The following is a 25,512-nucleotide window of genomic DNA, read 5'->3' as shown; positions in this document are numbered from 1 at the left end:
ATGATCTGGTTCTCAGTCGCATCCTGACAATCAAGGAGTCATCCTTGCATTTCACAACCACTGTCCGCATTGCCAAGTCCGTGTTGATGGCGGCCATGGCATTCTTCTTTGCGCTCGTGGTCTTCAACAACATCACCGACTTCCAATCGAACTATCAGTTCGTGCATCACGTGCTGGACATGGACACCACCTTCCCCGGCAATAAAGGCATGTGGCGTGCGCTGCATCCGGCGTGGACACACCTGGTTTTCTACCTCGGCATCATTACGTATGAGGCGTTGAACATGATGTTGTGCTGGTGGGCCGCAGCAGCAATGTTCCGCGCACGCAATGCCACACCGCAGGTCTTCACTCAGACAAAGGTTGTGGGAGTCGTGGCGCTTACCGCAGGTATTTTGCTGTGGCTGGTAGCGTTTCTGGAAGTGGGTGCGGAGTGGTTCCTGATGTGGCAATCAAAGATATGGAATGGTCAGGAAGCAGCATTCCGCATGGTCACCATTGAAGGCATTCTGCTGATTATTCTTCTGCTACCGGAAGATCGTTAAGCACAAAGAATGCGGCTATTCCATGCCGTAGAACTTCTCGCCCATACGAATCGGCTCGCGTCCGTTGGAGATGCGTACCAGGTTCGTATCGCGCAACGAGTAAGCGCAGCCGCAGTATTCCTGCTGATAGAAGTTCTCGCGCTTGCTGATCTCAATCATGCGCGATGCGCCGCCACCCTTGCGCCAGTTGTATTCCCAGTACTTTAACTCTGGATAACGCGAGGCGGCCTTCACACCGGCTCCCGTCACCTGATTGAAGTCTTTCCAGCGCGAGATTCCAAGCGAACTGCTGATGATGTCGAAGCCGTGCTCAGCAGCATAGAGTGCGGTGCGTTCAAAACGCATCTCAAAGCATTCCGTGCAACGAATACCGCGCTCCGGCTCGTTCTCCATACCCTTCACGCGCGCAAACCAGTTATCCATGTCGTAGTCGGCATCAATGAAGGGAATATCCATCTTCTTACAGAAGTCGACATTCTCTTCCTTGCGCAACTCGTACTCGCGCCGCGGATGGATGTTGGGGTTGTAGAAAAACAGCGAGAAGCGAATGCCCGATTCGACCATCGCTTCCATCACTTCGCCGGAACACGGCGCGCAGCACGAGTGCAGAAGAAGATTGCTCTTCCCCTCCGGCAGTTCGAGTTTGACGCGCTCCTGCATACTGCTCCTGTTCCGATCAAGACTTCGCTCAAATCACGGCGAAACGCCTGCTTCTAGGATACCGAATCGCCCGCCAATTCGCTTGTTTCCTCTCACGCACGCAGATGGGCGACAATAGATCCATGCCGACAGAGCCGCTGATCACCCTCGCCGACATTCACGCCGCACGCGAACGCATCGCCGGAACCTGTGTCCGCACAGGCCTTTACCGGCTTGATCCCGAACGCATGGCCGCCGCCGGATTCGACATCCCATTGCACAGCGAAATCTGGCTGAAGGCAGAGAACGAGCAACCCATCGGCAGTTTCAAACTGCGCGGCGCCTACAACAAGGTCGCATCCCTCACCGACGAAGAACGCAGCCGCGGCGTCATCACCTACAGCAGCGGCAACCACGCGCAGGGTGTGGCCTATGCAGGTCGTGCGATGGGTGCAAAAGCCGTCATCGTCATGCCGGAATCCGCGCCCATCAACAAGCGCGAAGCCACCATTGCGCTTGGCGGTGAAGTGGTTTTCGTTGGCCCTGCCAGCAGCGAGCGCAAAGAGATGGCCGAGGAACTCGTCGCAGAACACGGCTACGTGATGGTGCCGCCGTATGACGACCCGTACATCATCGCGGGACAGGCCACCTGCGGCCTCGAAATCGCCGAGCAGGCTGCCGATGCCGACCTTGTTCTCTCACCCGTCAGCGGTGGAGGCTTGCTCAGCGGCGTAGCCTCCGGCATTAAGCTCTCCGGCAGTAACGCGAAGGTCTGGGGATGCGAACCAGAATTGGCTGGCGACGCTACCGAAAGCTTCTACAAGAAAGAACTCATCGAGTGGCCCGGCAACAAGACCACGCGCACCATTGCCGATGGTCTGCGCACGCAAAGCCTGGGTGAGCGCAACTTCCAGCACATTTTGAAATTCGTGGATGGCATTACGACTGTCACGGAAGAGGAAATCCTGGAAGCCACGCGCGTGCTTCTGCTGGCCACCGATATCGTTCCCGAACCGAGCGGAGCGGTCACGCTCGCCGCAGCGTTGTTCCACAGTGATCGCCTGCCGGAAGCCAAGAAGATCGTCGTAGTAGTCAGCGGCGGTAACATTGACCCGTCGTTGAAACAAGAACTGCTGACCGCCAAAGCATAATCGTCGTCTAAGAAAACATATGCGCAAGCTTGCCGTTGTTCTCTGCCTCGCTCTTCCGACTGTCGCCGTGGCGCAGAAACAAGTTGCGCCTGACTCCCGACGCGGTGTCGTTCTGCACACTGCGGACGTCTACGTTGCGCCCGACGGTAATTCGCAGCGCGTCAGCACGGTCACACCGGGGCACGAGATTGTGGTGAACGAAAAGAGCGGCCCCTGGGTCTCCATCTTCGCGAACACCGATATTCAGGAGCGTTCCGAGACAGAAGACGAGCCAGAATTCTCCACTGACGAGGGCAGCATTCCCCGCTCCGGCTGGATCAAGGACAAGGGCATCGTCACCTCTGCCACCCCAAACGGCGACAAGCTGATTTACGGCGCAGCCGCCACTTGGGAAGCCGCCGCCAGCGAACCACACGCACCCAAGACTGCCGTGGGTTCGGCTTACCTGCTCTATCGCCGCGTCTACGAGTACTTCCCTTCGTCGCCGCTGGCAGCCGAAGCACAATGGCGCTCCGCCGACGTCCGCTGGCAGGAAGCAAAATTTGACGCCTCAACCCTGCCCTCGTGGAAAGATCCCGATCCGAACATGCGTCCGAAGCTCTACCAGAAGGATCTGGAGCGCATCGTGAAGACCGGCACGGGCAAATATCCCGCACTGGCAGCCTTCGATCTGCTGGATATCAAAATCTGCGGCGACTGGCAGGGCCTGACAAAATGCCCGGAACGCGAAACCGAGCTGTACGCTAAATACGCAGACGCCTTCCCCGACGGCCCCAAAACCGCCGAGGCACTCTGGGACGCTGCCTACCGCCAGGGCGTCCTCGTCACCATGTACGCCGCCGAAGAGAACAAGAAGAAGGCAGACGTCGCCACACAGCGCGTACATCAGCTTCGTGACCGCATGGTGCAGAACTTCCCGAACAGCGACTACACGCTTCGAGCCATCAGTCTGGTATACAGGGTGGAGCAAGGCATTGCGATTTACGGCAGTGACCGCGACTAATTTGCTGGTGAAGGCCCTTTGAACGCATACATTCTTTCCGTCATCCTTGGCATCGTTGAAGGCCTTACCGAGTTTCTGCCGGTCAGTTCCACGGCCCACCTTCGCATCACCGAAGCGCTGTTGCACATCCCGCTGGCCGACCCATTCTGGAAGATGTACACCATCGTCATCCAGCTTGGAGCGATCCTTGCACTCCTGCTCTTCTTCCTGCTGCGCATCGTCCGTTATTTCCGGACCTATCCGCAGGGCGAGCGTGGCGACAAGACATGGCTTACGCATCCCATCTCGCTCACGCTCATCGCCTTCGTCTGCACGGCCGTACCGGCAAAGCTGCTGACGAAGAAGATTGGCGAGAACCTTGAGAACATGACGGTCATCGCACTGGCGCTGCTCATTGGCGGCATCATTATGTGGGCCGTGGATTTCTGGGCGTCGCGTCGCGAACCCTCCACCACACACGTAGAGGACATGAGCCTGCCGCAGGCCGTCTGGATTGGCATCTGCCAGGTGCTGTCTGCTGTCGTCCCGGGCACATCGCGCTCCATGAGCACGATTGCTGCCGGTCAGATCGTGGGCATGGATCGTCCCGCCGCGCTGGAGTTCTCGTTCCTGCTCTCCATCCCCACCATGATCGCCGCCACCGGCTACTCGCTGCTGAAGGCAGTCCACCCCAGCGCAAAGGACATCGCAGCCCAGGGCGCAGAGGCTCTCACACCACTGGTGATGGGGCCGGAACGCTGGATCGTCCTCATCATTGGCATGGCCGTGTCGTTTGTGGTGGCTTACGTGGTGGTGGCATGGTTCCTGTCATGGGTGCGCACACGCGGGTTCGGCATCTTCGCCGCATATCGAATCATCATTGGCGCAGTCATTCTCTACTGGCTCCACGCTCACCCCGGCGTGCTCCTGTAGACGCACCAACGCTCTAAACAGAAATGCCCTGAACGTAAGGCTTACGTTCAGGGCATTTCTGTTTTGTTCTTGTGAACGACTATCGTCCGCGAAGCCTGTTCAAATCCCTGCGATCTCGTTTCGTAGGCCGCTCGGAACGATCCATCTCAAACCACGGGTTCATCTTCCGCGCCTCCTGTTCTTTCTTACGGGCGGCTACACTTTCTTCCGTCTCGCAATAGAGTGCCTGCGCCGCCGCGGCTGGTCCGCGCACATCGCTCAGTGCCAGCACATCCACCGTGAAGATTCCGCCGTCATTGGTAATGCGGAGCACGTCACCTGCCTTGATTTCGCGAGCAGGCTTCACCGGCTGATCGCGCAGCTTAATCCTGCCCAGCTCGCAAGCCTTCACCGCCAGCGCACGCGTCTTGAAGAAGCGCGCCGCCCATAACCATTTGTCCAGTCGAACCGAATCCATCTGCTCCATCTTGCCTTCGCGACAAGGCAAATGGCAACGAATCAGGCCACGGCGCTCTTCAGGGGCAAAACTTGCACCATGTCCAGAGCCTGCGGCGATTGCTCTAGGAACAGAATCTCCACATACATCACCACAACACCCGCTGGACCACGGCGTACCGGCAAGTACTGGCAACATAAACATCGCTGCGCCAACGCCCGATGGCTATCACGAGTCAGTTCCAGGCCACTGCTTAGCAGAGCTCCGTACACATCCGGAAGCGACGCAGCCTGTGACTCCATCACCAACTCCAGCGAGTTCGCATCCAGCGTCCTGCGATCTAGAATCCATCCCCCGGCAAGGTCAATCGACACGCCCAACTCCGGCATCAGCGCGTTTCGTTCCAGATAGGTGAAACCGCGCAGTCGCAGTTCGGGTTGTCTTGCAGAATCGCTCACAACAGGCATATCGGCCTATCCACCGGCCCTCATGACGGCCGCCACTGCCCTGTTGCAGAACAGTTTGCCACTATCGAAAAGTCCTCTTCTGATGTCTCATAATGTGCAAGGATGGAATTCTCTCTTGATCGTTGGAACGGGCGTTGATCTGACTGAAATTTCGCGCATCCAGGATTCCGTGGATCGTTTCGGAGAACGCTTTCTGGATCGCATTTACACACCGCGCGAAATCGCCTATTGCATGCGCAAGAGAAACTGCGCGGAGAGCCTGGCAGCACGCTTTGCCGCCAAGGAAGCCGGAGCGAAGGCGCTCGGTACCGGTATTGCCCGCGGCGTAAGCTGGCGCGAGATCGAAGTGGCGCATCTACCCGGCGGACGTCCCACAATCTTCTTTCATGGCCGGGCAGCCGAAAGAGCCGCTACCATGGGAGTGACTGCCGTGCATCTCAGCCTGTCTCATGGCCGTGACCTCGCCATTGCACAGGTAATCTTGGAGAGCCTGCCGACGATTTGAAACGAAAGTCACAGGAATTGCATCCATTTACCGTAAGCTTTCGTTTGGAATGAACTGGCCGGGGCGCGCACCATTGCTCCGCACATTGTTGATCTATTAGGAGTAGCCTCGCACGCATGCCCAGCCAGAGTGAAGTGAAGTGGTCGCAATTGAAGGTTGGCATTGTGGTCATGGTGTCGCTGTCCCTGTTGATCGCGCTGCTCTTCCTGATGACAAGCTCGCAAGGGTTGGGACTGTTCTCCCACAAGCTGACCCTCTACACCTATTTTGAAAATGCCGCGGGCGTGAAAGAAGGCGCCGCCGTCAACTTGCAGGGTGTCACCATTGGCACCGTCAAATCCGTGAACGTGGTGGAGGACCCCAAGCGCAAGCTGACCCCCATTCAGGTGGTCATGCGGATTGACGGCAAGTTTCAGAGAGACGTGCACACCGATACGCGCGCATCGCTCTCCACTGTGGGTGTGCTCGGCGACACCGTGATCGACCTGAATAGCCAAACTGCAAACGGTCCCATGGTGCAGGATCATACGGAGCTGAAGACGTTGGAAACGCCCAACCTTCAGGATGTGGTCAAGGCAGGTCAGGGCACCATCGAGAGTCTGAACGTCATCCTCGCCAAGATGGATCGCATCGTGGATCAGATCGCCTCAGGCAAGGGGTCTGTCGGCGGACTCATCTACGATGACACGCTCTACAAGCGCGCCAACGCCACCATTGAAGAGCTGCACACGCTGGAAGTGAACCTGAACCAGGGCAAAGGTTCCGTGGGCAAGCTGCTGCATGACGATGATGTCTATAACAACCTGAACCAAACCACTGCCAAGCTGAACAAGATCGTCGACGACCTTGCCGCTGGCAAAGGTTCCGCAGGTAAGCTTCTGCATGACGACGCGCTGTATAACAACCTGAACTCCACATTGGCCCACGCAAACAGCCTGTTGGCCGAAGCGGATCAGGGCAAGGGCGCGCTCGGTCTCATCGCCAAAGACCCCGCCTTTGCGGGCAAGCTGAACGCCACTGTCAGCAACCTGAACGATATTCTTTCAGGCATCAACAAGGGCGAAGGCTCTGCAGGTCTGCTGGTAAAAGACCCCGCGCTGTATCACAACCTCGACAAGCTGGCCGTCGATTCGCAGATGCTGGTGAACACCATCCGCAGCGACCCGAAGAAGTATCTGACCATCCACTTCAAAGTCTTCTAATCGCTCTTTCTGATAAGAGAAAGCAACATGTTCGAGTGGATGCATCCTGCCAGGAAGCTTCTCGTCGTGACCATGCTGGTCGCGCCGATCGCGATCGCAGCCTGTGGACAAACCGCAGCATCACCCACCGATGCACAGCGGCCTTCCTTTGATGTCGCCTCTGTCCGAGCCCACGATCCGGCCGACCGTAAGAACTTTAACAACTTTCAGGCGTATCCAGACGGCAGATTCACCTCGGACAATAGCTCCCTGTGGATGCTCATCCATTACGCCTTCCAGATACAGCCATACCAATTTGCAGGCGGCCCAGACTGGATCAAATCCGTCGGGTACGACCTGAACGCAAAACCCGCCGAAGTTCACGGCTTCGACGACATCCCCATCATGCTTCAGGGCGTGCTCGAAGATCGGTTTCAACTCAAATACCACTGGGAGACAAGAGAGCAACCCGTCTACGACCTGGTCCTCGTCAAGCCGGGCAAGCTCAAGGATTCCGTTGTAAAGGGAGATTGCACCTTCCTTCCACGCCCAGAAGGCCTCCCGAAAGATGCTGCGTGTGGCGATCTGCAGAATCACCCAGGGGATACCAAGGGCTACAAGCTGACGGCAGACGAGCTTGCTGCAAGCCTCTCCTGGCTCTTATCAAAATCAGTCATCAACCAGACCAATCTCGCGGGCATCTACGACGTCGAGCTGCGATGGACACCTGAATCGGTCGCCGTTCGTCCAGAAGCTACAAGCGAACAAAACGCTCCCGACATCTTCACCGCGATTCAGGAACAACTCGGGCTTAGGCTACAAGCCTCCAAAGGCCCAGTCCGTGTGTTCGTCATCGACCACGTCGAGAAACCGTCGGACAACTAAGCACTCACAGCAACTGGCCGGATCCGAGCGAACACCGGCGACAATCCAAAGCTGATCACCAGGTTCAGAATCAACGCAGGAATCGCAGCATACATGCTCCACGTCTGCCCGAAGACATGCAATGGATACACGCCGCTGCCCTTGAACTCCAGCGCTATGGCCATCCCTGATCCCCACACCATACCCGCAAGCCATCCTGCAAACACAGCCCACGGATGCAGAGTTCTGCGCTTCACAAATGCACCGCAAACCACTGCGGGAAACAACTGCGTAATCCAGATGCCGCCCAGCAACTGCATCTCGATCGCGTAAGACCCCGGCGTCTCCAGCACAAACGCGAGCGCACCAAACTTCACAATCAAGGACACAATCTTTGCCTGCGCCGCTTCCTTCTGCGCACTCATTGGTGTCTTTACAAACTCGCCCCAAAGGTTGCGCGTGAACAGGTTCGCCGCAGCAATGCTCATGATCGCCGCAGGCACCAGCGCACCAATCGCCACGGCCGCCAGGCAGAATCCCGCAAACCACTCCGGAAAACCATTCAGGAACAACAGCGGAATCACTTCTGATTTATCGGCTGCCTTCACACCTGCAGCCAGCGCCACATAGCCCAACAGCGCCAGTAGTCCCAACATCAACGTGTACGCGGGTAACAACGCTGCATTCCGTCGCAACGTCTGCGGGCCGGATGATGACAACGTCGCCGTCGAAGTGTGCGGATAAAGAATCAACGCAAGCGCCGACCCAATGGCCAGCGTGGAATACGGCAGCAATTGCCCCGCCTTCAACAGCGTTCCACCCGGCGGCGTATGCTTCGGCAACTCCGCAGCGGCCACGGCAAAGATGTGTCCAAAACCACCCAGCTTCGAGGGCAGCCAGATCACCGCGGCAATCACCATCACGTACAGCATGATGTCCTTCACCACCGCGATAATCGCAGGCGCGCGCAGGCCAGCCGAGTACGTGTAAAACGCAAGAATTAGAAACGCGAGAATCAGCGGCCATTCGCCGCGCAGCCCCATGGCCGCTAGTGCCACCTTCATACCCACAAGCTGCAGCGCAATGTACGGCATCAGCGACAGGATGCCCGTAAGAGCAATCGCCACCGTCAGCGGACGAAACTCAAACCGACCCTTCACAAAATCCGCAAACGTGACATAGCCATTGCGGTGGCACACCGTCCACAGCTTCGGCAGCACCAGCATCATGTATGGATAGATCAGAATGGTGTACGGGACCGCGAAGAAGCCGAGCGCACCCGCACCATACAGGGCCGCCGGAACCGCGATCACGGTATAGGCCGTGTACACATCGCCGCCCAGCAGGAACCAAGTGATCAGCGTGCCGAACGAACGCCCGCCCAGCCCCCACTCCTCCAACGAGTGCAGACCCTCATCCGGGCGCCGCCATTTTGCGGCAAGAAAACCCGCCACCGTCACCAGCGCAAACGCAACACAAAAAACCGCAAGCGCAACAGAATGCATGTTCCCCGCAGGAGCCATATTCATGGATAGGCGAATGGTAGCAGGATGGCCCCAACACATGCCCATCGCCCATCCGCGATAGACTTAAAACAGGTATGCCGCCCATCATCGTCGCACAGCAGCTCGGAAAAACTTATCGCAGCGGAAAAATCGAAACACACGCGCTGCGCGACGCCACCTTCACCATTGATCGCGGTGAGTTTGTCGCCATCGTTGGGCCCTCGGGTTCCGGCAAGTCGACACTCTTTTACCTTCTCGGCGGCCTCACCCGAGCCACCGGCGGCTCAGTCACCATTGACGGCGTAGACTTCAGTTCCCTCTCCGACGCGGAGCGCACGCGCAAGCGCGGCCAGAAGATCGGTTTCATCTTCCAGCGTTTCAACCTGTTGCCCACGCTCACCGCGCGCGGCAACGTGGAACTGGCGCACTCCATTGCAGATAACGGCCAGCCGCTGGACCAGAATCTGCTGCACCATCTTGCGGAGCTTCTCCGCATCGAGAATCGCCTGGACAACCGTCCCAGCGAACTCTCGGGTGGCGAGCAGCAGCGTGTGGCCATTGCACGCGCACTCATCACCCGCCCGGCCATCATCCTGGCCGACGAACCCACCGGCAATCTCGACACGGAAAACAGCGAAACCGTGCTGGAAATGCTGCGCCATGCCTCCAAAGAAATGGGCCAGACCGTGTTGATGATTACCCACAATCCGGAAGCCGCAGCCATCGCCGACCGCATACTTTACGTCCGCGACGGCCGCCTGCACGACGCGCCGCCACCACCCCGCGAATCGCGCAAGTCACTGATCGGCAGCCTGCTGGCAGGCTAAGCAACAAAGCATGAAGTTCTAAGCCTTCGTCTTCCGTTAGCGATGACGAAGGCTTTACTTTTTTCTTAATTAATACAAATGTCTCAGGCTGGCACTTGACGCTTGTTGTTACGTGAAACTACGGTGTGACGGTACTTAATTTCGCACATGGAGTATTCCGTTGCGCCGTACATTGCGTGCCACCCGCCTGCCTCTCGCGCTCGCCATCCTTCTCGCTGCAGCTACAGCAAACGCACAAAGCGCTCCGGCAACGCCGCAGGCTGGCCCCAATCTGCCATCCGCGACGTCCACGACGCCTCCGGCCAAGCCTGAAGACGTTGCAGGCATTCCCGTCAATTACGACGAGAGCAAAGTAGGCACGTACACACTTCCTGACGCACTGAAGATGGCCGACGGCACTCCCGTCCGCGATGTAAAGACATGGGAAACCAAACGCCGCCCCGAAATCGTACGCCTCTTTGAAACGCAGCAATACGGCATTGCGCCCGGCAAGCCAGCAGACGAGAGCTTCGAGGTCTTCGACAAAGGCACCCCCGCCCTCAACGGCAAGGCCATTCGCAAACAGGTTGTGATCTGGTTGAACAAAGAGAAGACCGGCCCACACATCAACCTGGTCGAATATCTTCCCGCAGCAAAAGTCTCGGCCAAGAAGCGCACGCCAGTGTTGCTCAGCATCAACTTCGGCGCACCGCAAATGGCTTTTGACGATCCCGGCATCCGCCCCGTCGAAGTGTGGAACCCGAAGACCGGCAAACGCGAAATGCCCACGCGCGCCTTCGGCAAACTGAACGCCGACATCTTCCTTGACGCAGGCATCGGCATCGCCACCTTCTATTACGGCGACATCGATCCTGACTATCCCGCCGGCGTTCCTGATGGCATACGCGCCATGAACATCAAGAACAACGACGACCGTCCCGGCGACGCATGGGGCTCCATCGCGGCATGGGCGTGGGGCATGAGCCGCGTACAGGACTACTTCGAAACCGACAAAGACATCGACGCAAAACGTGTCGCCGTTCACGGCATCTCACGCCTGGGCAAAACTGCGCTGTGGGCGGGCGCGCATGACCAACGCTTCGCCGCAGTCATTGCAAGCTGCGGTGGCGAAGGCGGCGGAGCACTCAGCCATCGCAACTACGGCGAGACCATCGCACACATGACCGCGCCTAGCCGTTACCCCTATCAGTTCGCGAAGAACTGGGCCAACTACGCAGGCTTCCCGGATAACGCACCGATGGACGCGAACATGCTCGTCGCACTCGTTGCGCCGCGTCCGCTGCTGCTGCAAACTGGCAACACCGACTTCTGGAGCGATCCTAAAGGCGAGTTTCTAGCCGCCGTCGCTGCAGGCCCTGTCTACCGTCTCTACGGCAAGCAGGACCTCGGCACAGATGTTTTACCCGCAGCAGGCGTACCAATTTTTCACGATCTAAGCTACGAGATGCACAACGGCGGCCACGGCATGGTTCCTTCCGACTGGCCAGTCTATGTGGACTTCCTCAAGATGAATCTGCACCCGGAACGTTAGTTCATTTACTTAACTTAGTTCCGACAATCTCATCCTCGCCTTGCAACACAATGCGGGAGGCGCCATCGCGCGTCTGCGGAAAGATCACCGCGGCCACGCGGCCATTCGTTAACAAACGACGTAGTGTTGCGGTCGCAGGATCAATCCCCTGCGCCTCCAGCACCACTCCCAGCGTTGTTCCCAATGCAAACGTCACAGGCTTACGATTCACCTTCACCGCCACCAGCAGGCTGACCGCTTCATGAAACGTTAGACATTGCACACCGGCAACATTCTTAGCAGCCTCGCAACCCTGTGCTTCCACATTTGCGGAAACGCGCTGCAAAGCGGCGTCTTCCTTACCCATTAGCAAAATCGGCGGCCGCTGCGCCGACGTTCCCGGTGTAAGGTTCTGCAACAACAACCGCAGATGCGAAACATTCTGCGTGAGCCGATCCAGGGCGAAGATCTCATCAGGCCGCTCCTGCATGTGCAGCGTCTCCGCACGCACCTGCTTTAGCCGCACACCATCGCCAGCAGCAATCACTTCATAATCTGCCTGTAGCGATTGCAACTCACGCCGCCCTTTGCGTTCGCCGAGAACACTACGTTCCACCTGCAACACCATTCCCGGCTGCAGATCCGCGACACCTTCGCCACTGAATCCATAACGCAACACAAGCGCTTCATCCGAAGGCACAGGAATGGCATCGGCAATCATCTGCTGCAACACGGCCGTGCTCCGGCCTGCACCAAAACATCCCGCACGTCTGAGTTCTGCAAGCTGTGCCACAAACGCGCTCCACTCTGTGCGAAGCTGCGAAGCGGTATCCGCCACCTGCCATCCCTGTACGCTCGGACTCGTCATCATCCACTGCGAAGTACCTGCATCAGCAGGGGGCTGCAGCGAAAACACCTTACTCACAATCGAACAATCGGCAGTTGACGATGCACCCAACGCAATCGTCGTCTGCACCGTCAACTTCTGCGAAGCATCCGCAGCAGAAGTCAACACAGGATAGCCAGCAGCTTCCATCAAATGAATCGAAGGCGCATCCACGCGATGCGCGGCGCTGCATCCCGTAAGAGCAACGCAGACAGCCGCCATCGCTGCAGAAAGATAGCTACGAATCATGGTGCCAGTGTGAAGTTCACGTTGATGGTCGTATCAACTGCCGTCGGCCTTCCATTCAGCAGATATGGCTTATACGTCCAATGCTGTACTGCTTCAATGGAAGACTTTGACAACGCACTATCCGGAGAACTAACGACGGAAATCTGTTCCACCTTGCCGTTCTCATCAATGATCGCGTGCAACACCACTTGGCCCTGAATCTTCGCGTCTTTCGCTGACGCTGGATACTCCGGAGTCACTTTCGTCAACGTATTTCCTGCCATTACATTCGCAGAAACCTTTATCGGTCTGTCGCTCTCCTGCAAAGAAACAGCCAGTACAGGCGGCTCCAGCTTTGTAATCATCACCAGGCTTCGCTCCAACTCCACACGCGGTTGCACTTGCAACGCCTGCAGTTTCACATCCACTCGGGGCTTCTGTCCGTCCAGCTGCACTTTGTATAACTGCGCATCCAAGCGTTGCAGGTGGATCTTAACTCTATCGCCACTTTCCAACTGCGCATCATGATCGACACGGAGCATCATCGTGCGCGGAGCACTCTGCGCTGTTAGTTCCGATTGCGCCGCGCGAAGCATCTGCTGTGCGGTGGCAATCTTGTTGCGATCTTCGTCGGTCGCTGCATGTGTCTCGGCGTCATTCAATCGCCGGCTTGCATCTTGCAACTGTTTTTGCACCCGACGTCCGCTTACCAGAGCGGGACCATTGTCGTTTGCATCGACCACCACCTTCATCTTTGGAGCTTCTGCTGTCGCGTCCTTCTGCTGTGCAGCCAAGGCAGGCTGCACCTGGATCATGCAAGCACCCGCCACTCCTGTTGCGGTAATTGCAGCAGCAGCAATGCCGCGTGTCCAACGACTGCGAAGGCTCATCGGTTCATCGTTTTTCATCATGGACCTCATACGTTCCTCCATGGCGCCCGTGGCGTCGAAGAGTTCGAGGCCCACCGTCGCAGGCCCTGTTTTTGACCGCAGCCGACCGTCGCGAGCGGTAGCTGTATACACGTGCTCAACATCGAAAAGTCTCAACCCTACGCCTTCTGTAGCAGCAGGCGAAAAGGTCATACGCTCTGCGACACACAACAACGCATCCGCATAGCGCAACGATCCCATCAACGCCACGGCATCTGCATCGCAGGCCATCTCACGCGTCTGCCGGATACGCGACGCAATCCACTTTGCCGCGGGATGAAACTGCACCGGCAACAACATCACGGAAGACACGGCATGCCAAAGAGGATCGCGGCGACGAAGGTGAGAAAGTTCATGCGCCAACACCGCCTCAACTTCCTCTTCGCTGAGTTCATCTGCAGAGTGTGCAGGCAGCAACAACGTTGGCCACAACACTCCAGCCAACAGCGGCCCCGCAACTTCATCGCTCATCGCAACAGACGGTAGCGCACAATCCATCAACTCGCACTGCTCCCGCATTTCTTGAACAAACCGCTGCGGAACGTCAGCTGACGCGGCGAGTATCAAAAGCCGCGCACGTCGCCACGCAATGCCGAATTTCACACACGCAAACAGAAGCAACAACACATACAGCGCTGCAATACCACGCGCCGCATGCGGCGGAAGAGCAAATGCAAGGGGCCGTAAGCCATCCACAGTATTAAAGTGCTTGTGCGCGAAGCGCAGCCAGGCCGATTCGCGTTGCATGGCCGGAACATCGTGCGCTGCATCGTCCGCGGAGTAGCTAATGAAAACCGCACTCTGCTGAGCGTGAGCACGTGCCACACGATATCCCTGCCAGGTCGATAAGAGCGGCGCAACGACACACAATAGCAGCGTCGCCATCCACAACGCATGGGCAATCCGAACCTTCGGCCGCCCTACTCGCACCGCCAACCACGTCGCACACGCCAGCAATGGCACCTGCCACACAGCATGCAGCGCAAACGCAGCAAGCGCCTGGTCAAACAGCCCCGGCGCGCTCATCCCCGTGCCTCTTTCGCATCTTCGCGTTCCGCTGCCTGCAGAGCCTTGCGCGCGCGTTGTAAATCTTCCGCGTCAACGTGCCCGGAGTCCACCATCGCCAGCAGCATGGCCTGCGCATCACCCGCAAACATGCGCTTCAACAAATCGCCAATGGCCGACCCCGCAGCCCGCTCACGGCTCACCGTCGCACGATAGCGATAGGCACGCCCTTCTGCCGTACGCTTTACACGCCCTTTGCGTAGCAGCACTTGCAGCATGGTGCCTACGGTGTTGTAAGCAAGGTTGCCATTCAGCAGCGGCACAATCTCCGCAGCCGTGCTCGGCCCCTGGCTCCACAGCACCTGCATAATTTCCAGTTCCAGCGGCGTGAGTGCAGTCTTATCAGAAGCGGCGGCGGACATTCGCGTTCGTTCCTCCTAAATCTTTAGGAGTAAGAATGCGCCTGTCCGCCGCCGTGTGTCAACTAAAAGTTTAGGAGTTTGTATGCTCCGGTATTACCAGAGCACGCCATGAACCGCCTCTGCCGGTGCAGGCAAAGAGCGCTCACCCAGAGACTGCCGCAGATTGATCTCGATAGTCCGGGACATCGCTGTCAACGGAATATCGTAGATCGTGTTGTCGAAAGGATTTTCCAGATCGCGCCCAATCTTATCCAGCGCGATAAAGATGAATCCCACCAGCGTGGAACCGAGCGGCGTAAACCAACCCATGTTCTGCACCAGCCCCAGCGGAAGCAGCAGACAATAGATCTTCACAAACAACTGTGGATAGAAGTCGTATTGCTTCGGCATCGGAGTGTTCTTGATACGCTCCGAACCGCCCTGAAAATCGATCAGATCGTTCAGCGTCCCATCTAGCGAAGACCACTGCAGACTATCGATCCAATCGTTCTCAAGGGCCTGCCGTGCAAGGTCTCCCTGCCACAGTTGCAGAGTGAAGGCCACGTTCTTCTGGTCCTTCAAAGCCACCAGATCATCTTCTGGAAGCAGACCATGTAACTCGTCCAGCGGAGGCAGACCACGCAACTGCTGACGCAACGCATGCACCCACGCAATCTGCAGATGCACCATGCGCACCTGCATGGCACGAACCGCATCCTTTTCCGTGGGTTTCTGCGGTGCAATGGCCGTGAGCACTTCTCGTGCCCACGATCTTGAATTGTTGACGATACCACCCCAGATCGTTCGCGCCTCCCACCATCGGCCATAGCTGCTGTTATTGCGAAACGCAACAATCAGGCCAATGGATGAGCCAAAGAGCGCAAGTGGAATATGTGGCAAAGCGAGCCAATCCCAATGAGCAACCTTGTACAGCAGAACAATGACAGCGTCCCAAAGAAACAACAGCAGAAGCGGCATGCCTACGTATTCCAGCAGTCGTCGAAGCTGCGGCGCGTGAGGAACGATCAAGCAGTGGCCTCCTGGGCTACGGATTCTCGAACAGACAGAAAGCGGTTCGCCGCCTCGTCATAAATGCGCACATCGCCGTGACCAATGTCGTATACCCATCCCGACAACGTCAGGTCACCGCGAGCAATCGCTCCCGCTACCGACGGATGCGTGCGCAGATGCTGCAACTGCAGCAACACATTCTGCTCCGTCATCGTATGCAATGCAGGCTTCTCGCCGTCGATTGTCTGCGCCACGCGCTTAGCAGCATCCGCATTGCGAAGCCAGGTCTTGACAGTGGGCATGGCATCCAGTGCTCCCTCACCTGCAAGAATTCCCTTCATAGCGCCGCAGTCCGTATGACCGCATACAACAGCGTGGTTCACCTTCAACGCATCCACCGCATACTCAATCACGGCAGACACACCACCCAGCATGTCGCCATAGGCTGGCACCATGTTGCCCACGTTGCGTGCGACAAAGATTTCGCCGGGGCCACTATGCGTGAGTGCTTCGGGATCGATGCGTGAGTCCGCGCATGTGATCAGCAGCGTATGCGGCTTCTGTGGGTGTGTGGCAGCGTATTCGTACTCTTCGCGGCGTGCCGGGTACACCTCGCTTTGAAACTGCAGAATCCCACGCTTCAGCTTCTCCAGGGTTTCATTGCTCTTGGCCATTCATCCTTCTCCTGCGGAAAGTATCCAGTGTGTAAGTACGCACGACTACTCCGATCGGAAGCAAAAATTACTTTCAGGCAGAGACCTCTGTGCGCTTACCGGACGCGAATGCTTTTCTCATGAAAGCATACGGTTTTATTGCAACGCTTAACCTTGTTTTGCGCTCTAAGTGCGCAACGGCTCGGGCTTATCCTTTCACGAAATGGGAAGGAATGGCGATGTGATCTTTTCGCGACCACGCCGTAAGGAGAGAATGGCAACATGGCAGACGTTTCAGCATCCGGCTTGAAGAAGAACATCACGGACGACCTTCTGAGCCGGCGTCGTTTTCTCAGTTGCGCAAGCCTTGCCGGAGCTGCGGCGATCACCGTCGGATGCGGCGACCCTACACCCTACGTGGATGCCGCAACGCAACCAGAAATCGACACACTGAACTTCGCTCTGAACATTGAGTATCTCCAGGCCACTCTGTATTCCTATATCGTTACGGGCAAAGATCTGGATAGCTCACTGACAGGCGGCGGCCCCGCACCCACAGGTGCCCCTGGGCAGTTGACCTTCCCCAATCAGCAGATCACCGATCTCTTCGCTGAAATTTATTTTGACGAGATATCACACGTCTCCGCGCTGCGAACCGCCGTCGGCAATGGGCTAGCCATTGCTCGGCCGCAACTCAATCTTTCCGCCATCACCGCCGTCAACGCGTCCAACATTACCCCCATCGCGCGCTTGCTGGAGGATGTGGGTGCCACAGCCTATGCGGGCATCATGGCTCGCCTCAGCGGCAACAACTCCACCGCGCTGGCGCAGATGCTCGCCGTCGAAGGATTCCACGCGGGTGCGCTGCGTCTTATCGCCATTCAGCAGAATTCCGGCTACCCTAGCAGCCTTCCCGGGTATGTTCCCGCCGACGGCTTTGATATCAAACCCGGCGATCCCGGCACCTCCGCCCTCGCCCAGCAGGGTCCCACAACGGCTAACGGTGGCTTCTTCGATACCGCCTCCAACGGCGTTCCCGGTCAGACCAATACCTTCAACGGTTTCGCCTATCAGCGCTCCACTTCGCAGACGCTGGCCATTCTGTACAACAACACCGCAACAGGAACCGCCAAGGGCGCGTTCTTCCCCAACGGTGTGAATGGAAACATTACCACCGTGTAACAAAATGGGACACACCGCCCACATTCTGCTGCAACGTCGATAGCTGGCATTGTTATTCTTAACAATGTGCGTATCTCCGCCCTTCTTCTCCTTTCTGCCCTCTCCGTGGTCCCCTTGACCGGTTGCCACAGCCGGCCCGCCTCTGCGGCGGAAGCCAGCCGTGAAGCCGCAGCGCAACTGAACGACGCGCGACGCGATCTGGCACAGATTCCCCCGCCGTCCAAGACCCTCTACATGTCCGTGAGTTCCATCTCCGGTTGGCAGAACCCATCGCTCACCGTGCAGGAAAAGATGATCACGCTGCACGTGCTGATGCCGGACGCCAATCCCAGCGATCTGGGTAAGGGCACCATGCTGCGTCCTGAGGCTGCACGTCGCCAGATTCTGAACATTGATCCCACTAATCTGGCCGAAGCACTCAATGCGATCCCCAAGGAAGCATGGCCTTACGGCCGCGTCGTCGCCATTGAAGAAGCACATGACGCACCGGAAGTCGCTCGCCGCCAGCTTCGCATCAACATGGAAAAAGCCATGGATACGCTGAACTCCATCGGCGTCGTCGCCGACGAATGGAACAACGATCGTCCCGTAGGCGTCCGCTAAAGATTCCAATTACAAATGAAGAAAGGCCGCTCCATGAGCGGCCTTTTTATTCCTCAAATATCCAAACGCTACTTGCTGGCGATCTCGGTGCCGATTCCATTAACTGAGTCCCGCAGATACTTGTGCGGATTCACCGGTACATTGCGCAGACGCACCTCGTAGTGAACATGTGCGCCGGTCGAACGGCCGCTGGTACCCACATAACCGATCACCTGTCCGCGCACCACCTGCTCACCCGCCGAAACGTGGAAACCGGACATGTGTGCATAGGTCGTCTCTACGCCGCCACCGTGGTTGATCACCACCTCGCGGCCATATCCGTTGCCCATGCCAGCCATCTGCACCACACCATCCGCAGTCGCACGGATCGGAGTGCCATACGGGGCCGAGATGTCTACGCCCTTGTGGAACTCGCCTTCGCCATTGCCCAGGATCGGATCCTGCCGTCCACCAAACGGAGACGAAATCGAACCCAGAACCGGCCACAACGTAGGAATATTGCTTCCGGTCAGATTTGCACCGATACCGAAATTGCCCAACCCGGAGGGCGCAAAGCTGTTCGAAATTGCGCGCGTCATGGAGCCATCCATCGCGGTGTTCCGCAACGAATAAAACGCCTGCAACGACTTGTAATAGTTCGCATTGCTAAAACCAGCGTCAGCCGATGTAGTCTCCGTCGGCGCAATAACGGCAGTCTCTGTTCCGGCAGACTTGCGGCCTCGTCCAAAAACGCCCTGTGTGCTGCTGGCAATGCCCTTCGCGGTCAGACCATACAGCGCGGAAACCTCGCTGGCCAGCGCACCCAACGACGCTGCCTGGACTTCCTTCTCATGCTCGCGCTTTTGCAGCTTCGCGTAATCGCCCAGAAGGGTATTGTGTTCCTGACGAAGCTGATTAAAACGCTCCGTTTTCAACAACATACGAGAATACGATCCAGCCAGACCGGCGATCGTGAACAGACCCACCACCGCCGCGCCCGCAAACATCCAGGCGAACTTCAGCGGCACAGGAACCCTGCGCAACGATCCGTCTTCCTCGCGTGATACCAGTACTACGTAAAAACTTTTCTTCAAAACTAAGCTCATCCTGTGGACCAAGATCGCGAAATGCGATTTACCGATCTCGATTCAGAAATGCGAGTTGCCAGATCGTTCCGACTCTTTAAGTTTACCCGCCTCGAAGCTGTCCGGTAAACACGGGTTGCCTCATAGACGGTGATAGTTCCGCGAATTCTTTCCCGACACTAATAAATACGCGCCGCCTTTGCGAAAAGACGAACTTTTTCGCCGTTATCCTGAAAGACGTGGCAAGCGGCGAACTCCAATTCATCCAACAGCTTCGCAATCGGGCTGGACGCCCCAAGGGCGCGGTTCGCCTCGGCATCGGCGACGATTGCGCCGTTCTGCGCCCTCCTTCGGGCCACGATGTTCTTGTAACCACGGACTTTTCCCTCGAAGGACGCCACTTCCGCCGAGACTGGCACCCCGCCGCCTCCGCAGGGCACCGCTGCCTGGCCCGGGGCCTTAGCGACCTCGCCGCGATGGGCGCGCAACCGATGGCCGCCTTCTTGTCCCTGGCCCTGCCCACCGGTTTCACCCGTCGCGCTGCAAACCGCACATGGCTTGACGGCTTTCTAGGCGGTTTGCTTCATCTGGCGAAACAAACCAAGACACCCCTCGCAGGCGGCGACACCTCCACCGCTCCCGGCGACGCCATCCTCGCAGACATTGTCCTTCTGGGCTCCGTCCCGGAAGGCACGGAACTCCGCCGCAGCAAAGCGCGTCCCGGCGACGGCCTCTATGTCACCGGCCATTTGGGAGGAGCTTCTGCCGAACTCGCCGCCCTGGCAAAATCGCCTCGAAGCCTCCGCAAAGCCTCCCCGGCTGACGACCATCCGCACCTCTACCCGCAGCCGCAACTCCGCGTTGGCCAACGCCTGCGCAGCCTCGCCTCCGCAGCCATCGACATCAGCGACGGCCTGTCCACCGACCTCACCCACCTCTGCGAAGAGTCCCGAGTAGGCGCCATCGTCGAAGCCGACTCGCTTCCACTTCACCAGCTCCTGACCAATAAGAAAGACGCTCTGCAACACGCCCTGCACGGCGGCGAAGACTACCAACTCCTCTTCACCGCATCCGCCACCAGTAAAGTCCCGCGCAGCATCGGCGGCATCCCCATCACCCACATCGGCCAAATCGTTCGGGGCAAAGACATCACCCTGCGCAGCAACGGCAAAACGGAACGATTAGAGCCCGCCGGATGGGAGCATTCACTATGACCGACGACTTTCCCCACACCTGGCAGGCATCAGTCCTCAACGGGGCGCCCATGATCATGCCCGCGCGCCACTTCGTCTTTCCGCTGGCCATTGCAGGCGAAGAAGAAGCGCTCGCCCGCGGCGCTCTCTGGCTCAACGTAAAACCCGTGGACGGATCAAACTTCGTGGCCCAATGCGCTCTGGGCTTCTCGGATAAGAACCTGGCTTCCGGCCTGTGGTCCACACCCAATCCGGACCATCTTCTCGCCGTCGCCGGTGGCTACGCCTATCGCATTCCCGCCAGCCAACCAGAAGCCACCGCTCTCCTGCCGATCCGCCCGGTAGTCAGCGTCCACGCCGCTCCGGAAGCAGAGGCGCTCATCCTCATCGGTTTCCACGACGCCGTCATCCTCACACCAGACGGCATGTGGCAAAGCCCAAAACTCACCTGGGAAGGCGTCACGGAAGTCGCAGTCGACGGAACCATTCTCCGCGGCAAGGGTTGGCACATGCCCTCCGATAAGGAACTCCCATTCGCACTCGACCTGCGAACGCAAACCCTGACAGGTGGCGGCTTCAACCCTTAATCCGTAGTCTCCATGGCATAGAAGCTCAGCGCGGCGTCGCCTTGTAGCAACGTCCGCGTCCGCTTCAAAACACCATAACGATCCAGCAATGCCTGCTTGCGCGTATGTTCCGCAATCACCAGCGAATCGGCGTCCACCAACTCATTCCCGGCATCGCCCAGCGTCGTCAACGTCTTGCGATATTCCTCTACCTCTTCATACGGCGGATCAAGAAACCACACGTCCAGCGGTTTTCCCGCTAGCCGCTTCAGCAACGGTGCAGTCCCTCCAGCCTCCACCTGAAATCCACCCGCAATCCCAAGCGTCCGCAGATTCCCGCGAATCGCGGTCAGTGCCGCAGCATTCTTCTCTGCAAAGAAAACCTCAGCCGCTCCCCGCGAAATCGCCTCAATGCCCACCGCACCGGAACCGGCATACAGATCAGCAAACCGAGCATCCGGCACCCGCGCCGCAATCACATTAAAAAGAGTCTCGCGCAGCCGGTCACTCGTAGGCCGCGTAGCCAACCCCTTTGGAGCCCCCAACACCCGCGAACGATATGTTCCTGCAATCACACGCATAAATCCATTCTATGAAAACCGGCAGCAGTCCCCAAAGCCTGCTCTGATAACGAACCCTGATCTCTGAAAGAAACTACAATCAATCCAACATGCGTGGATGGTCTGTCACTCTGGGCAAATACTTCGGCGTTGAGGTTCGTCTTCACGCCATTTTCGTTCTTTCATTGCCCATCATCATCATGCTGTCCTCGCTTCTGGACGGCAGCGGCATGCGTGGCTTCGGCCTTTGGCTGCTACTGCTTTCAGCAGTGATCGTGCGTGAAGTGGGTCACGGCCTCGCCACAGCATCCGCGGGATTCGCCGTCGACCGCCTGCTACTGCTACCCACCGGTTCCGCCCCCACGGAAGAGCGATCTCTCAACGCCAGCACCCGTGGCGAGCGCTTCATCGCTCTCTCTGGCCCGCTCGCCAACTTCGCCGCAGGCATCACCATGGCGCTGCTGATGTACGCGGCAACACCGGCCATCAATCTCTTTGCGCAGCCGTGGGTCACTCCGCAGCATCTGCTGCGCTCTGCCATCTGGGCGCAGGTGCTCCTCGGCGGCCTACACCTTCTTCCGGCATGGCCACTCGACTCGGGCATCGTGTTGCGCCGCCAGTTCCGCCGCATCCGTGGCAACGATTCCGGTATACGCGCCTCCGCAGGCCTGTCACACGCAATATCGTTGGTCCTGATCATCCTTGGCGCAGCGCTCACGAATGCGTGGCTCATCGTCATGGGCTGCTCGCTGCTGCTTTCCAGCCGTGGTGACGCCATCACCCGTCTCGGCCAACAAGCTGCGGGCACGATCACTGCAGCTGAAGTCATGCTCACTGACTTCGCAACACTCTCCGCATCCGACACGCTGGAAGACGCTCTCCGTCGCAGCGTTCATTCTCTTCAAGACGTCTTCCCCGTCGTGCGTGGCCCCATCCTCGTGGGCTCCATCCATCGCGACACACTCGCGCAAGCTTTGCGCGCCGATGGCAACGGTTACGTCCAGGGCGTGATGACACGCACCGTCGAAGTCGTCCTCGCCGACGCGCCTCTCCTGCCCGCGTTGGAACGCATGCAGAAAAATCGCGACGCGCAACTCGTCTCCGTCATGCGCGAAGAAAAACTCGTCGGCATCCTCACGCCCAATAGCCTCACGCAATCCATGTCTATGCTGGGCAATGCACGACGCGTCACGGAACTGGCCGCAGCAAGGTCCGGCGAAGATGAGTAACGACGCACCACTCGCGCCCGGCCTCTACCTCGTCGCCACCCCCATTGGCAATCTCGAAGACATCACCTTGCGCGCCCTCCGCATTCTGCGCAGTGCCGACCGCATTGCCTGCGAAGACACACGTCAGACGCAGAAGCTGCTCAATCACTTCGGCATCACCACGCCCACTGTCAGCTATCACTTGCACAACGAACGCGGCCGCTCCGAAGAACTCGTCAACGCGTTACGTGAAGGCGCACGCATTGCCGTCGTAAGCGATGCAGGCATGCCCGGCATCGCCGATCCTGGCGAAGAGATCGTGCGCGCGGCAGTGGAAGCAAACATCGCAGTCTACCCCGTGCCGGGTGCCAACGCAGTCCTCAGCGCGCTCACCGCCAGCGGCCTACCCACGGAACAATTCGCATTCCACGGCTTCCTCCCATCCAAGGCAGGCGAACGCCGCACCGTCCTCGAATCCCTACGCGAAACGCTTAAATCCGCAGAGGAGTCAGCGACACAAATCTTCTACGAAACGCCACACCGCATCGCAGAAGCGCTGGTGGATGTAGAAGCCGTCTTCGGGCCACAGCATCCCATCGCAGTCGCACGCGAATTAACTAAGCTGCACGAAGAATTTCTACGCGGCACCGCAAGCGAAGTCCGCAGCACCGTGCAATCACGCGAAGGCATCCGCGGCGAAATGGTCCTCCTCATCTCCGGCAAACTTCTCAGTGAACAAAACGAATCCAGCGCCAGCCTCGCCGAACAAGTCCGTCGCCTCATCGGCAACGGCATCAGTGAAAAAGACGCACTGAAGCAGGTCGCGAAAGAGCTCGGCATCGGCAAAAGCGAAGCCTACCGCGAATGGCAACGCACTCGCGGCAAACGCTGATTTCCGCCAGTCTCGTCAATCGCTCTTCGCAAGGTTCACAATGAGTGCGCAGTCCAGAAGGATCGCATCATGTCAGAACAACAGATACGCGCAGCGCTCGATGCGCATTGGCAGGCATCCGCATCCGGCGACCTGAACGCAGAGCACGCCATCTACGACGACGACTCCATCTGCGATTACCCGCAGTCAGGCGAACGCATCATCGGACGAAACAATCTTCAAGCATTGCGAGGCCATCATCCGGGAAAGCCCTCAGGCTTCCACGTGCACCGAATCGTCGGACAGGGCAACCTCTGGGTCACCGAATACACCATCACCTACCAGGGCAAGCCCGCATTCACCGTTAGTATCATGGAGTTCCGCGACGATAAGGTCGTGCACGAAACGCAATACTTTTCCGATCCATTCGAAGCGCCTGCATGGCGAAAACAATGGGTTCAGCAAATGCCTTAAAGCGACCTAGTTCTCAGTAGCCCGCTCCACACGATCCACAATCAAAAACTGGATCGGCGCTCGATCGTTCTTTAGCTTCAATCCCAACTGCTGCTTCAACGCATCGCGAAAGTTTGCGGAGTTATCCACCACGCCTGCGTCTCCACTCGCAGCATCATGCACCCATGTCAGATGGAAGTCATACAGCCCTTTCAGCCCCGTCTCATCCACCACCGGCCGAGGCACAGCAGCAATGCCTGTCATCGTCTGAATGGAGTTCGCGAAAAGCGAAAGAGAAACTCCGCGTCCACCATAGTGCTGCCCAGGCGTTGTCGCAGCAACATGCGCAACCACACCACACACCGGCGGCAGATCAGCCACAGGCGCACTGCAAGTATCGGAAGCTGGATGCGGTTGCAGCTTCGGACCTGTAACACCATCCTTCTCCAATACCAACGCAAACACCGGCGCGTCCGCTTGCACCGTATGCATCGAAAGATGAAAACGCTCCGCTAACAACGACTGCATCATCAACCGCATCTGGTCGATCGTCGTCTCCGCAGGCGCACGCGCTGAGATGTCGAAGAACTCCGGCGGTGAATCAAACCCACCTGTCACCCAAAAAGGCGCACCAGATTTCGGCGCACCAGAGAACATGTTGAAGCGAAACGAAAGCTCCTGCGTTCCTGACAACTTATAAGCAAACGAGATGTAGCGCCACAGCGGCTGATGCGTCGCTACAAAATACCCACCCGCAGCCGTGCGCGCATCATCCGCACTCACCGTGCTGTACACATTGCCAGAGTCCAACGGCACATTCGATCGCTGCGCCACACCTGCTTTACTTGGCCGCACTGAAGTAACATCAAACGCAGGTCGATCAGCACTTGCAGGTGCCTGTGCCAGCACAGAACCTGTTGTGATCATTGCAAATACAACGTGCAGCACAAATCGATTCATCCAGCACCTATCGGTAAATTCGTAGCACAGAATTGCGAGCGGAAAGAGCAATTTGGTATAACTCAGGACAACAAACGTATGTACCCGACCAACCTCCATCTCGGACTTTCGCTTCGCTCGCAGGTATGCACCGTGTGCGCGATTCTTCCGATTTGCATTACTTCTGCCATGGGTGGCCGGATAGCGACTTAGAC

28 protein-coding genes are annotated in these 25,512 nt (G+C 57.9%); 16 read left to right on the top strand and 12 right to left on the bottom strand.

Annotated elements, in window-relative coordinates; genetic code table 11:
* Positions 1–44 precede the first annotated feature (44 nt).
* On the top strand, positions 45–545 hold the full coding sequence (locus BLT38_RS01680) for a DUF2165 family protein (protein WP_231966684.1): 501 nt from the start codon (positions 45–47) through the stop codon (positions 543–545).
* A gap of 15 nt (positions 546–560) precedes the next feature.
* Here the strand turns inward: BLT38_RS01680 and BLT38_RS01675 are convergent, their stop codons facing one another.
* Positions 561–1,205 carry an epoxyqueuosine reductase QueH gene (locus BLT38_RS01675; RefSeq protein WP_083343616.1) on the bottom strand — a complete coding sequence of 215 codons (645 nt, stop codon included), beginning with the start codon at positions 1,203–1,205 and terminating at the stop codon, positions 561–563.
* Positions 1,206–1,327: 122 nt separating this feature from the next.
* On the opposite strand from BLT38_RS01675, the gene BLT38_RS01670 reads away from it, so the two are divergent.
* Genes BLT38_RS01670 through BLT38_RS01660 form a run of 3 tightly spaced genes read left to right on the top strand, consistent with a single transcriptional unit; the run spans position 1,328 to position 4,250 of the window.
* A complete protein-coding gene (locus BLT38_RS01670) occupies positions 1,328–2,335 on the top strand; it encodes a threonine ammonia-lyase (RefSeq protein ID WP_083343615.1) in 1,008 nt (335 codons plus the stop codon).
* A 19-nt stretch (positions 2,336–2,354) separates the two neighbouring features.
* A complete protein-coding gene (locus BLT38_RS01665; RefSeq protein ID WP_083343614.1) occupies positions 2,355–3,338 on the top strand; it encodes a hypothetical protein in 984 nt (327 codons plus the stop codon).
* An 18-nt stretch (positions 3,339–3,356) separates the two neighbouring features.
* Positions 3,357–4,250: an undecaprenyl-diphosphate phosphatase gene (locus BLT38_RS01660; RefSeq protein ID WP_083343613.1), complete on the top strand. Its 894-nt coding sequence runs from the start codon at positions 3,357–3,359 to the stop codon at positions 4,248–4,250.
* A gap of 79 nt (positions 4,251–4,329) precedes the next feature.
* Here BLT38_RS01660 and BLT38_RS01655 read toward each other — a convergent pair whose 3' ends face one another.
* Positions 4,330–4,716 carry an RNA-binding S4 domain-containing protein gene (locus BLT38_RS01655; RefSeq protein WP_331711395.1) on the bottom strand — a complete coding sequence of 129 codons (387 nt, stop codon included), beginning with the start codon at positions 4,714–4,716 and terminating at the stop codon, positions 4,330–4,332.
* A gap of 32 nt (positions 4,717–4,748) precedes the next feature.
* On the bottom strand, positions 4,749–5,153 hold the full coding sequence (locus BLT38_RS01650; protein ID WP_083343612.1) for a hypothetical protein: 405 nt from the start codon (positions 5,151–5,153) through the stop codon (positions 4,749–4,751).
* Positions 5,154–5,235: 82 nt separating this feature from the next.
* On the opposite strand from BLT38_RS01650, the gene acpS reads away from it, so the two are divergent.
* The 3 genes from acpS (at position 5,236) to BLT38_RS01635 (ending at position 7,724) form a co-directional block, all read left to right on the top strand.
* Positions 5,236–5,658, top strand: coding sequence for a holo-ACP synthase (gene acpS / locus BLT38_RS01645; protein WP_331711394.1), 423 nt, complete (start codon positions 5,236–5,238; stop codon positions 5,656–5,658).
* A gap of 116 nt (positions 5,659–5,774) precedes the next feature.
* The gene (locus tag BLT38_RS01640) at positions 5,775–6,860 is read left to right on the top strand and encodes an MlaD family protein (RefSeq protein WP_083343611.1); all 1,086 of its coding nucleotides are present in this window, start codon (positions 5,775–5,777) and stop codon (positions 6,858–6,860) included.
* Between the two features lie 27 nt (positions 6,861–6,887).
* Positions 6,888–7,724: a TIGR03435 family protein gene (locus BLT38_RS01635; protein WP_083343610.1), complete on the top strand. Its 837-nt coding sequence runs from the start codon at positions 6,888–6,890 to the stop codon at positions 7,722–7,724.
* On the opposite strand, the gene mctP is transcribed toward BLT38_RS01635, so the two are convergent.
* Entirely contained in the window at positions 7,721–9,208 is a 1,488-nt protein-coding gene (gene mctP, locus BLT38_RS01630) for a monocarboxylate uptake permease MctP (protein WP_197674914.1), read from the bottom strand. The two genes, BLT38_RS01635 and mctP, sit on opposite strands and share 4 nt — an antisense overlap.
* Positions 9,209–9,303: 95 nt before the next feature.
* On the opposite strand from mctP, the gene BLT38_RS01625 reads away from it, so the two are divergent.
* Together BLT38_RS01625 and BLT38_RS01620 are read left to right on the top strand one after the other, a co-directional pair.
* Positions 9,304–10,035 carry an ABC transporter ATP-binding protein gene (locus BLT38_RS01625; protein ID WP_083343609.1) on the top strand — a complete coding sequence of 244 codons (732 nt, stop codon included), beginning with the start codon at positions 9,304–9,306 and terminating at the stop codon, positions 10,033–10,035.
* 160 nt (positions 10,036–10,195) lie between these two features.
* A complete protein-coding gene (locus BLT38_RS01620; protein WP_231966683.1) occupies positions 10,196–11,566 on the top strand; it encodes an alpha/beta hydrolase family protein in 1,371 nt (456 codons plus the stop codon).
* Position 11,567: 1 nt separating this feature from the next.
* Here the strand turns inward: BLT38_RS01620 and BLT38_RS01615 are convergent, their stop codons facing one another.
* From BLT38_RS01615 to BLT38_RS01595, 5 genes are all read right to left on the bottom strand, one after another.
* A complete protein-coding gene (locus BLT38_RS01615; protein WP_083343608.1) occupies positions 11,568–12,680 on the bottom strand; it encodes a hypothetical protein in 1,113 nt (370 codons plus the stop codon).
* Positions 12,677–14,614, bottom strand: coding sequence for a M56 family metallopeptidase (locus BLT38_RS01610; protein WP_083343607.1), 1,938 nt, complete (start codon positions 14,612–14,614; stop codon positions 12,677–12,679). Before BLT38_RS01610 ends, BLT38_RS01615 begins: the two co-directional genes overlap by 4 nt.
* On the bottom strand, positions 14,611–15,015 hold the full coding sequence (locus BLT38_RS01605; RefSeq protein WP_083343606.1) for a BlaI/MecI/CopY family transcriptional regulator: 405 nt from the start codon (positions 15,013–15,015) through the stop codon (positions 14,611–14,613). The genes BLT38_RS01610 and BLT38_RS01605 overlap by 4 nt, the downstream gene beginning before the upstream one ends.
* Before the next feature lie 93 nt (positions 15,016–15,108).
* Positions 15,109–16,023, bottom strand: coding sequence for a bestrophin family protein (locus BLT38_RS01600; RefSeq protein WP_083343605.1), 915 nt, complete (start codon positions 16,021–16,023; stop codon positions 15,109–15,111).
* Positions 16,020–16,679 (bottom strand): carbonic anhydrase, encoded by a 660-nt coding sequence (locus BLT38_RS01595; RefSeq protein WP_083343604.1) that lies wholly within the window; start codon positions 16,677–16,679, stop codon positions 16,020–16,022. The genes BLT38_RS01600 and BLT38_RS01595 overlap by 4 nt, the downstream gene beginning before the upstream one ends.
* 261 nt (positions 16,680–16,940) lie before the next feature.
* On the opposite strand from BLT38_RS01595, the gene BLT38_RS01590 reads away from it, so the two are divergent.
* Together BLT38_RS01590 and BLT38_RS01585 are read left to right on the top strand one after the other, a co-directional pair.
* A complete protein-coding gene (locus BLT38_RS01590) occupies positions 16,941–17,840 on the top strand; it encodes a ferritin-like domain-containing protein (RefSeq protein WP_083343603.1) in 900 nt (299 codons plus the stop codon).
* A gap of 105 nt (positions 17,841–17,945) precedes the next feature.
* The gene (locus BLT38_RS01585; RefSeq protein ID WP_231966682.1) at positions 17,946–18,443 is read left to right on the top strand and encodes a hypothetical protein; all 498 of its coding nucleotides are present in this window, start codon (positions 17,946–17,948) and stop codon (positions 18,441–18,443) included.
* Positions 18,444–18,511: 68 nt separating this feature from the next.
* Here BLT38_RS01585 and BLT38_RS01580 read toward each other — a convergent pair whose 3' ends face one another.
* Positions 18,512–19,516, bottom strand: coding sequence for a M23 family metallopeptidase (locus tag BLT38_RS01580; RefSeq protein ID WP_083343601.1), 1,005 nt, complete (start codon positions 19,514–19,516; stop codon positions 18,512–18,514).
* Positions 19,517–19,746: 230 nt separating this feature from the next.
* On the opposite strand from BLT38_RS01580, the gene thiL reads away from it, so the two are divergent.
* The gene (gene thiL / locus BLT38_RS01575) at positions 19,747–20,721 is read left to right on the top strand and encodes a thiamine-phosphate kinase (RefSeq protein ID WP_083343600.1); all 975 of its coding nucleotides are present in this window, start codon (positions 19,747–19,749) and stop codon (positions 20,719–20,721) included.
* Positions 20,718–21,287: a hypothetical protein gene (locus tag BLT38_RS01570; RefSeq protein ID WP_231966681.1), complete on the top strand. Its 570-nt coding sequence runs from the start codon at positions 20,718–20,720 to the stop codon at positions 21,285–21,287. The genes thiL and BLT38_RS01570 overlap by 4 nt, the downstream gene beginning before the upstream one ends.
* Here the strand turns inward: BLT38_RS01570 and rsmD are convergent.
* Positions 21,284–21,847, bottom strand: coding sequence for a 16S rRNA (guanine(966)-N(2))-methyltransferase RsmD (rsmD, locus tag BLT38_RS01565; RefSeq protein WP_083343598.1), 564 nt, complete (start codon positions 21,845–21,847; stop codon positions 21,284–21,286). The genes BLT38_RS01570 and rsmD overlap by 4 nt on opposite strands.
* A gap of 89 nt (positions 21,848–21,936) precedes the next feature.
* Here rsmD and BLT38_RS01560 point away from each other — a divergent pair, with 89 nt between their 5' ends.
* The 3 genes from BLT38_RS01560 (at position 21,937) to BLT38_RS01550 (ending at position 24,379) form a co-directional block, all read left to right on the top strand.
* Positions 21,937–23,055: a CBS domain-containing protein gene (locus BLT38_RS01560; protein ID WP_083343597.1), complete on the top strand. Its 1,119-nt coding sequence runs from the start codon at positions 21,937–21,939 to the stop codon at positions 23,053–23,055.
* Positions 23,048–23,926: a 16S rRNA (cytidine(1402)-2'-O)-methyltransferase gene (gene rsmI, locus BLT38_RS01555; RefSeq protein ID WP_083343596.1), complete on the top strand. Its 879-nt coding sequence runs from the start codon at positions 23,048–23,050 to the stop codon at positions 23,924–23,926. Before BLT38_RS01560 ends, rsmI begins: the two co-directional genes overlap by 8 nt.
* Before the next feature lie 69 nt (positions 23,927–23,995).
* Positions 23,996–24,379, top strand: coding sequence for a nuclear transport factor 2 family protein (locus BLT38_RS01550; RefSeq protein ID WP_083343595.1), 384 nt, complete (start codon positions 23,996–23,998; stop codon positions 24,377–24,379).
* Between the two features lie 6 nt (positions 24,380–24,385).
* Here BLT38_RS01550 and BLT38_RS01545 read toward each other — a convergent pair whose 3' ends face one another.
* On the bottom strand, positions 24,386–25,318 hold the full coding sequence (locus BLT38_RS01545; RefSeq protein ID WP_172838104.1) for a TIGR03435 family protein: 933 nt from the start codon (positions 25,316–25,318) through the stop codon (positions 24,386–24,388).
* Positions 25,319–25,512 lie beyond the last annotated feature (194 nt).

Source organism: Terriglobus roseus (genome assembly GCF_900102185.1).
GTDB classification, from domain to species: Bacteria; Acidobacteriota; Terriglobia; order Terriglobales; family Acidobacteriaceae; genus Terriglobus; species Terriglobus roseus_A.
The sequence above is the reverse complement of the archived record's forward strand: the minus strand, read 5'-3'. Positions and strand labels throughout refer to the sequence as shown.

Bases quoted from the DNA above. Each gene is read 5' to 3' on its own strand.
- BLT38_RS01675 (WP_083343616.1), bottom strand. From the start codon at position 1,205: ATGCAGGAGCGCGTCAAACTCGAACTGCCGGAGGGGAAGAGCAATCTT.
- BLT38_RS01670 (WP_083343615.1), top strand. From the start codon at position 1,328: ATGCCGACAGAGCCGCTGATCACCCTCGCCGACATTCACGCCGCACGC.
- BLT38_RS01665 (WP_083343614.1), top strand. From the start codon at position 2,355: ATGCGCAAGCTTGCCGTTGTTCTCTGCCTCGCTCTTCCGACTGTCGCC.
- BLT38_RS01655 (WP_331711395.1), bottom strand. From the start codon at position 4,716: ATGGAGCAGATGGATTCGGTTCGACTGGACAAATGGTTATGGGCGGCG.
- BLT38_RS01650 (WP_083343612.1), bottom strand. From the start codon at position 5,153: ATGCCTGTTGTGAGCGATTCTGCAAGACAACCCGAACTGCGACTGCGC.
- acpS (WP_331711394.1), top strand. From the start codon at position 5,236: ATGTCTCATAATGTGCAAGGATGGAATTCTCTCTTGATCGTTGGAACG.
- BLT38_RS01640 (WP_083343611.1), top strand. From the start codon at position 5,775: ATGCCCAGCCAGAGTGAAGTGAAGTGGTCGCAATTGAAGGTTGGCATT.
- BLT38_RS01635 (WP_083343610.1), top strand. From the start codon at position 6,888: ATGTTCGAGTGGATGCATCCTGCCAGGAAGCTTCTCGTCGTGACCATG.
- mctP (WP_197674914.1), bottom strand. From the start codon at position 9,208: ATGCATTCTGTTGCGCTTGCGGTTTTTTGTGTTGCGTTTGCGCTGGTG.
- BLT38_RS01625 (WP_083343609.1), top strand. From the start codon at position 9,304: ATGCCGCCCATCATCGTCGCACAGCAGCTCGGAAAAACTTATCGCAGC.
- BLT38_RS01615 (WP_083343608.1), bottom strand. From the start codon at position 12,680: ATGATTCGTAGCTATCTTTCTGCAGCGATGGCGGCTGTCTGCGTTGCT.
- BLT38_RS01610 (WP_083343607.1), bottom strand. From the start codon at position 14,614: ATGAGCGCGCCGGGGCTGTTTGACCAGGCGCTTGCTGCGTTTGCGCTG.
- BLT38_RS01605 (WP_083343606.1), bottom strand. From the start codon at position 15,015: ATGTCCGCCGCCGCTTCTGATAAGACTGCACTCACGCCGCTGGAACTG.
- BLT38_RS01595 (WP_083343604.1), bottom strand. From the start codon at position 16,679: ATGGCCAAGAGCAATGAAACCCTGGAGAAGCTGAAGCGTGGGATTCTG.
- BLT38_RS01590 (WP_083343603.1), top strand. From the start codon at position 16,941: ATGGCAGACGTTTCAGCATCCGGCTTGAAGAAGAACATCACGGACGAC.
- BLT38_RS01570 (WP_231966681.1), top strand. From the start codon at position 20,718: ATGACCGACGACTTTCCCCACACCTGGCAGGCATCAGTCCTCAACGGG.
- rsmD (WP_083343598.1), bottom strand. From the start codon at position 21,847: ATGCGTGTGATTGCAGGAACATATCGTTCGCGGGTGTTGGGGGCTCCA.
- BLT38_RS01560 (WP_083343597.1), top strand. From the start codon at position 21,937: ATGCGTGGATGGTCTGTCACTCTGGGCAAATACTTCGGCGTTGAGGTT.
- rsmI (WP_083343596.1), top strand. From the start codon at position 23,048: ATGAGTAACGACGCACCACTCGCGCCCGGCCTCTACCTCGTCGCCACC.
- BLT38_RS01550 (WP_083343595.1), top strand. From the start codon at position 23,996: ATGTCAGAACAACAGATACGCGCAGCGCTCGATGCGCATTGGCAGGCA.
- BLT38_RS01545 (WP_172838104.1), bottom strand. From the start codon at position 25,318: ATGAATCGATTTGTGCTGCACGTTGTATTTGCAATGATCACAACAGGT.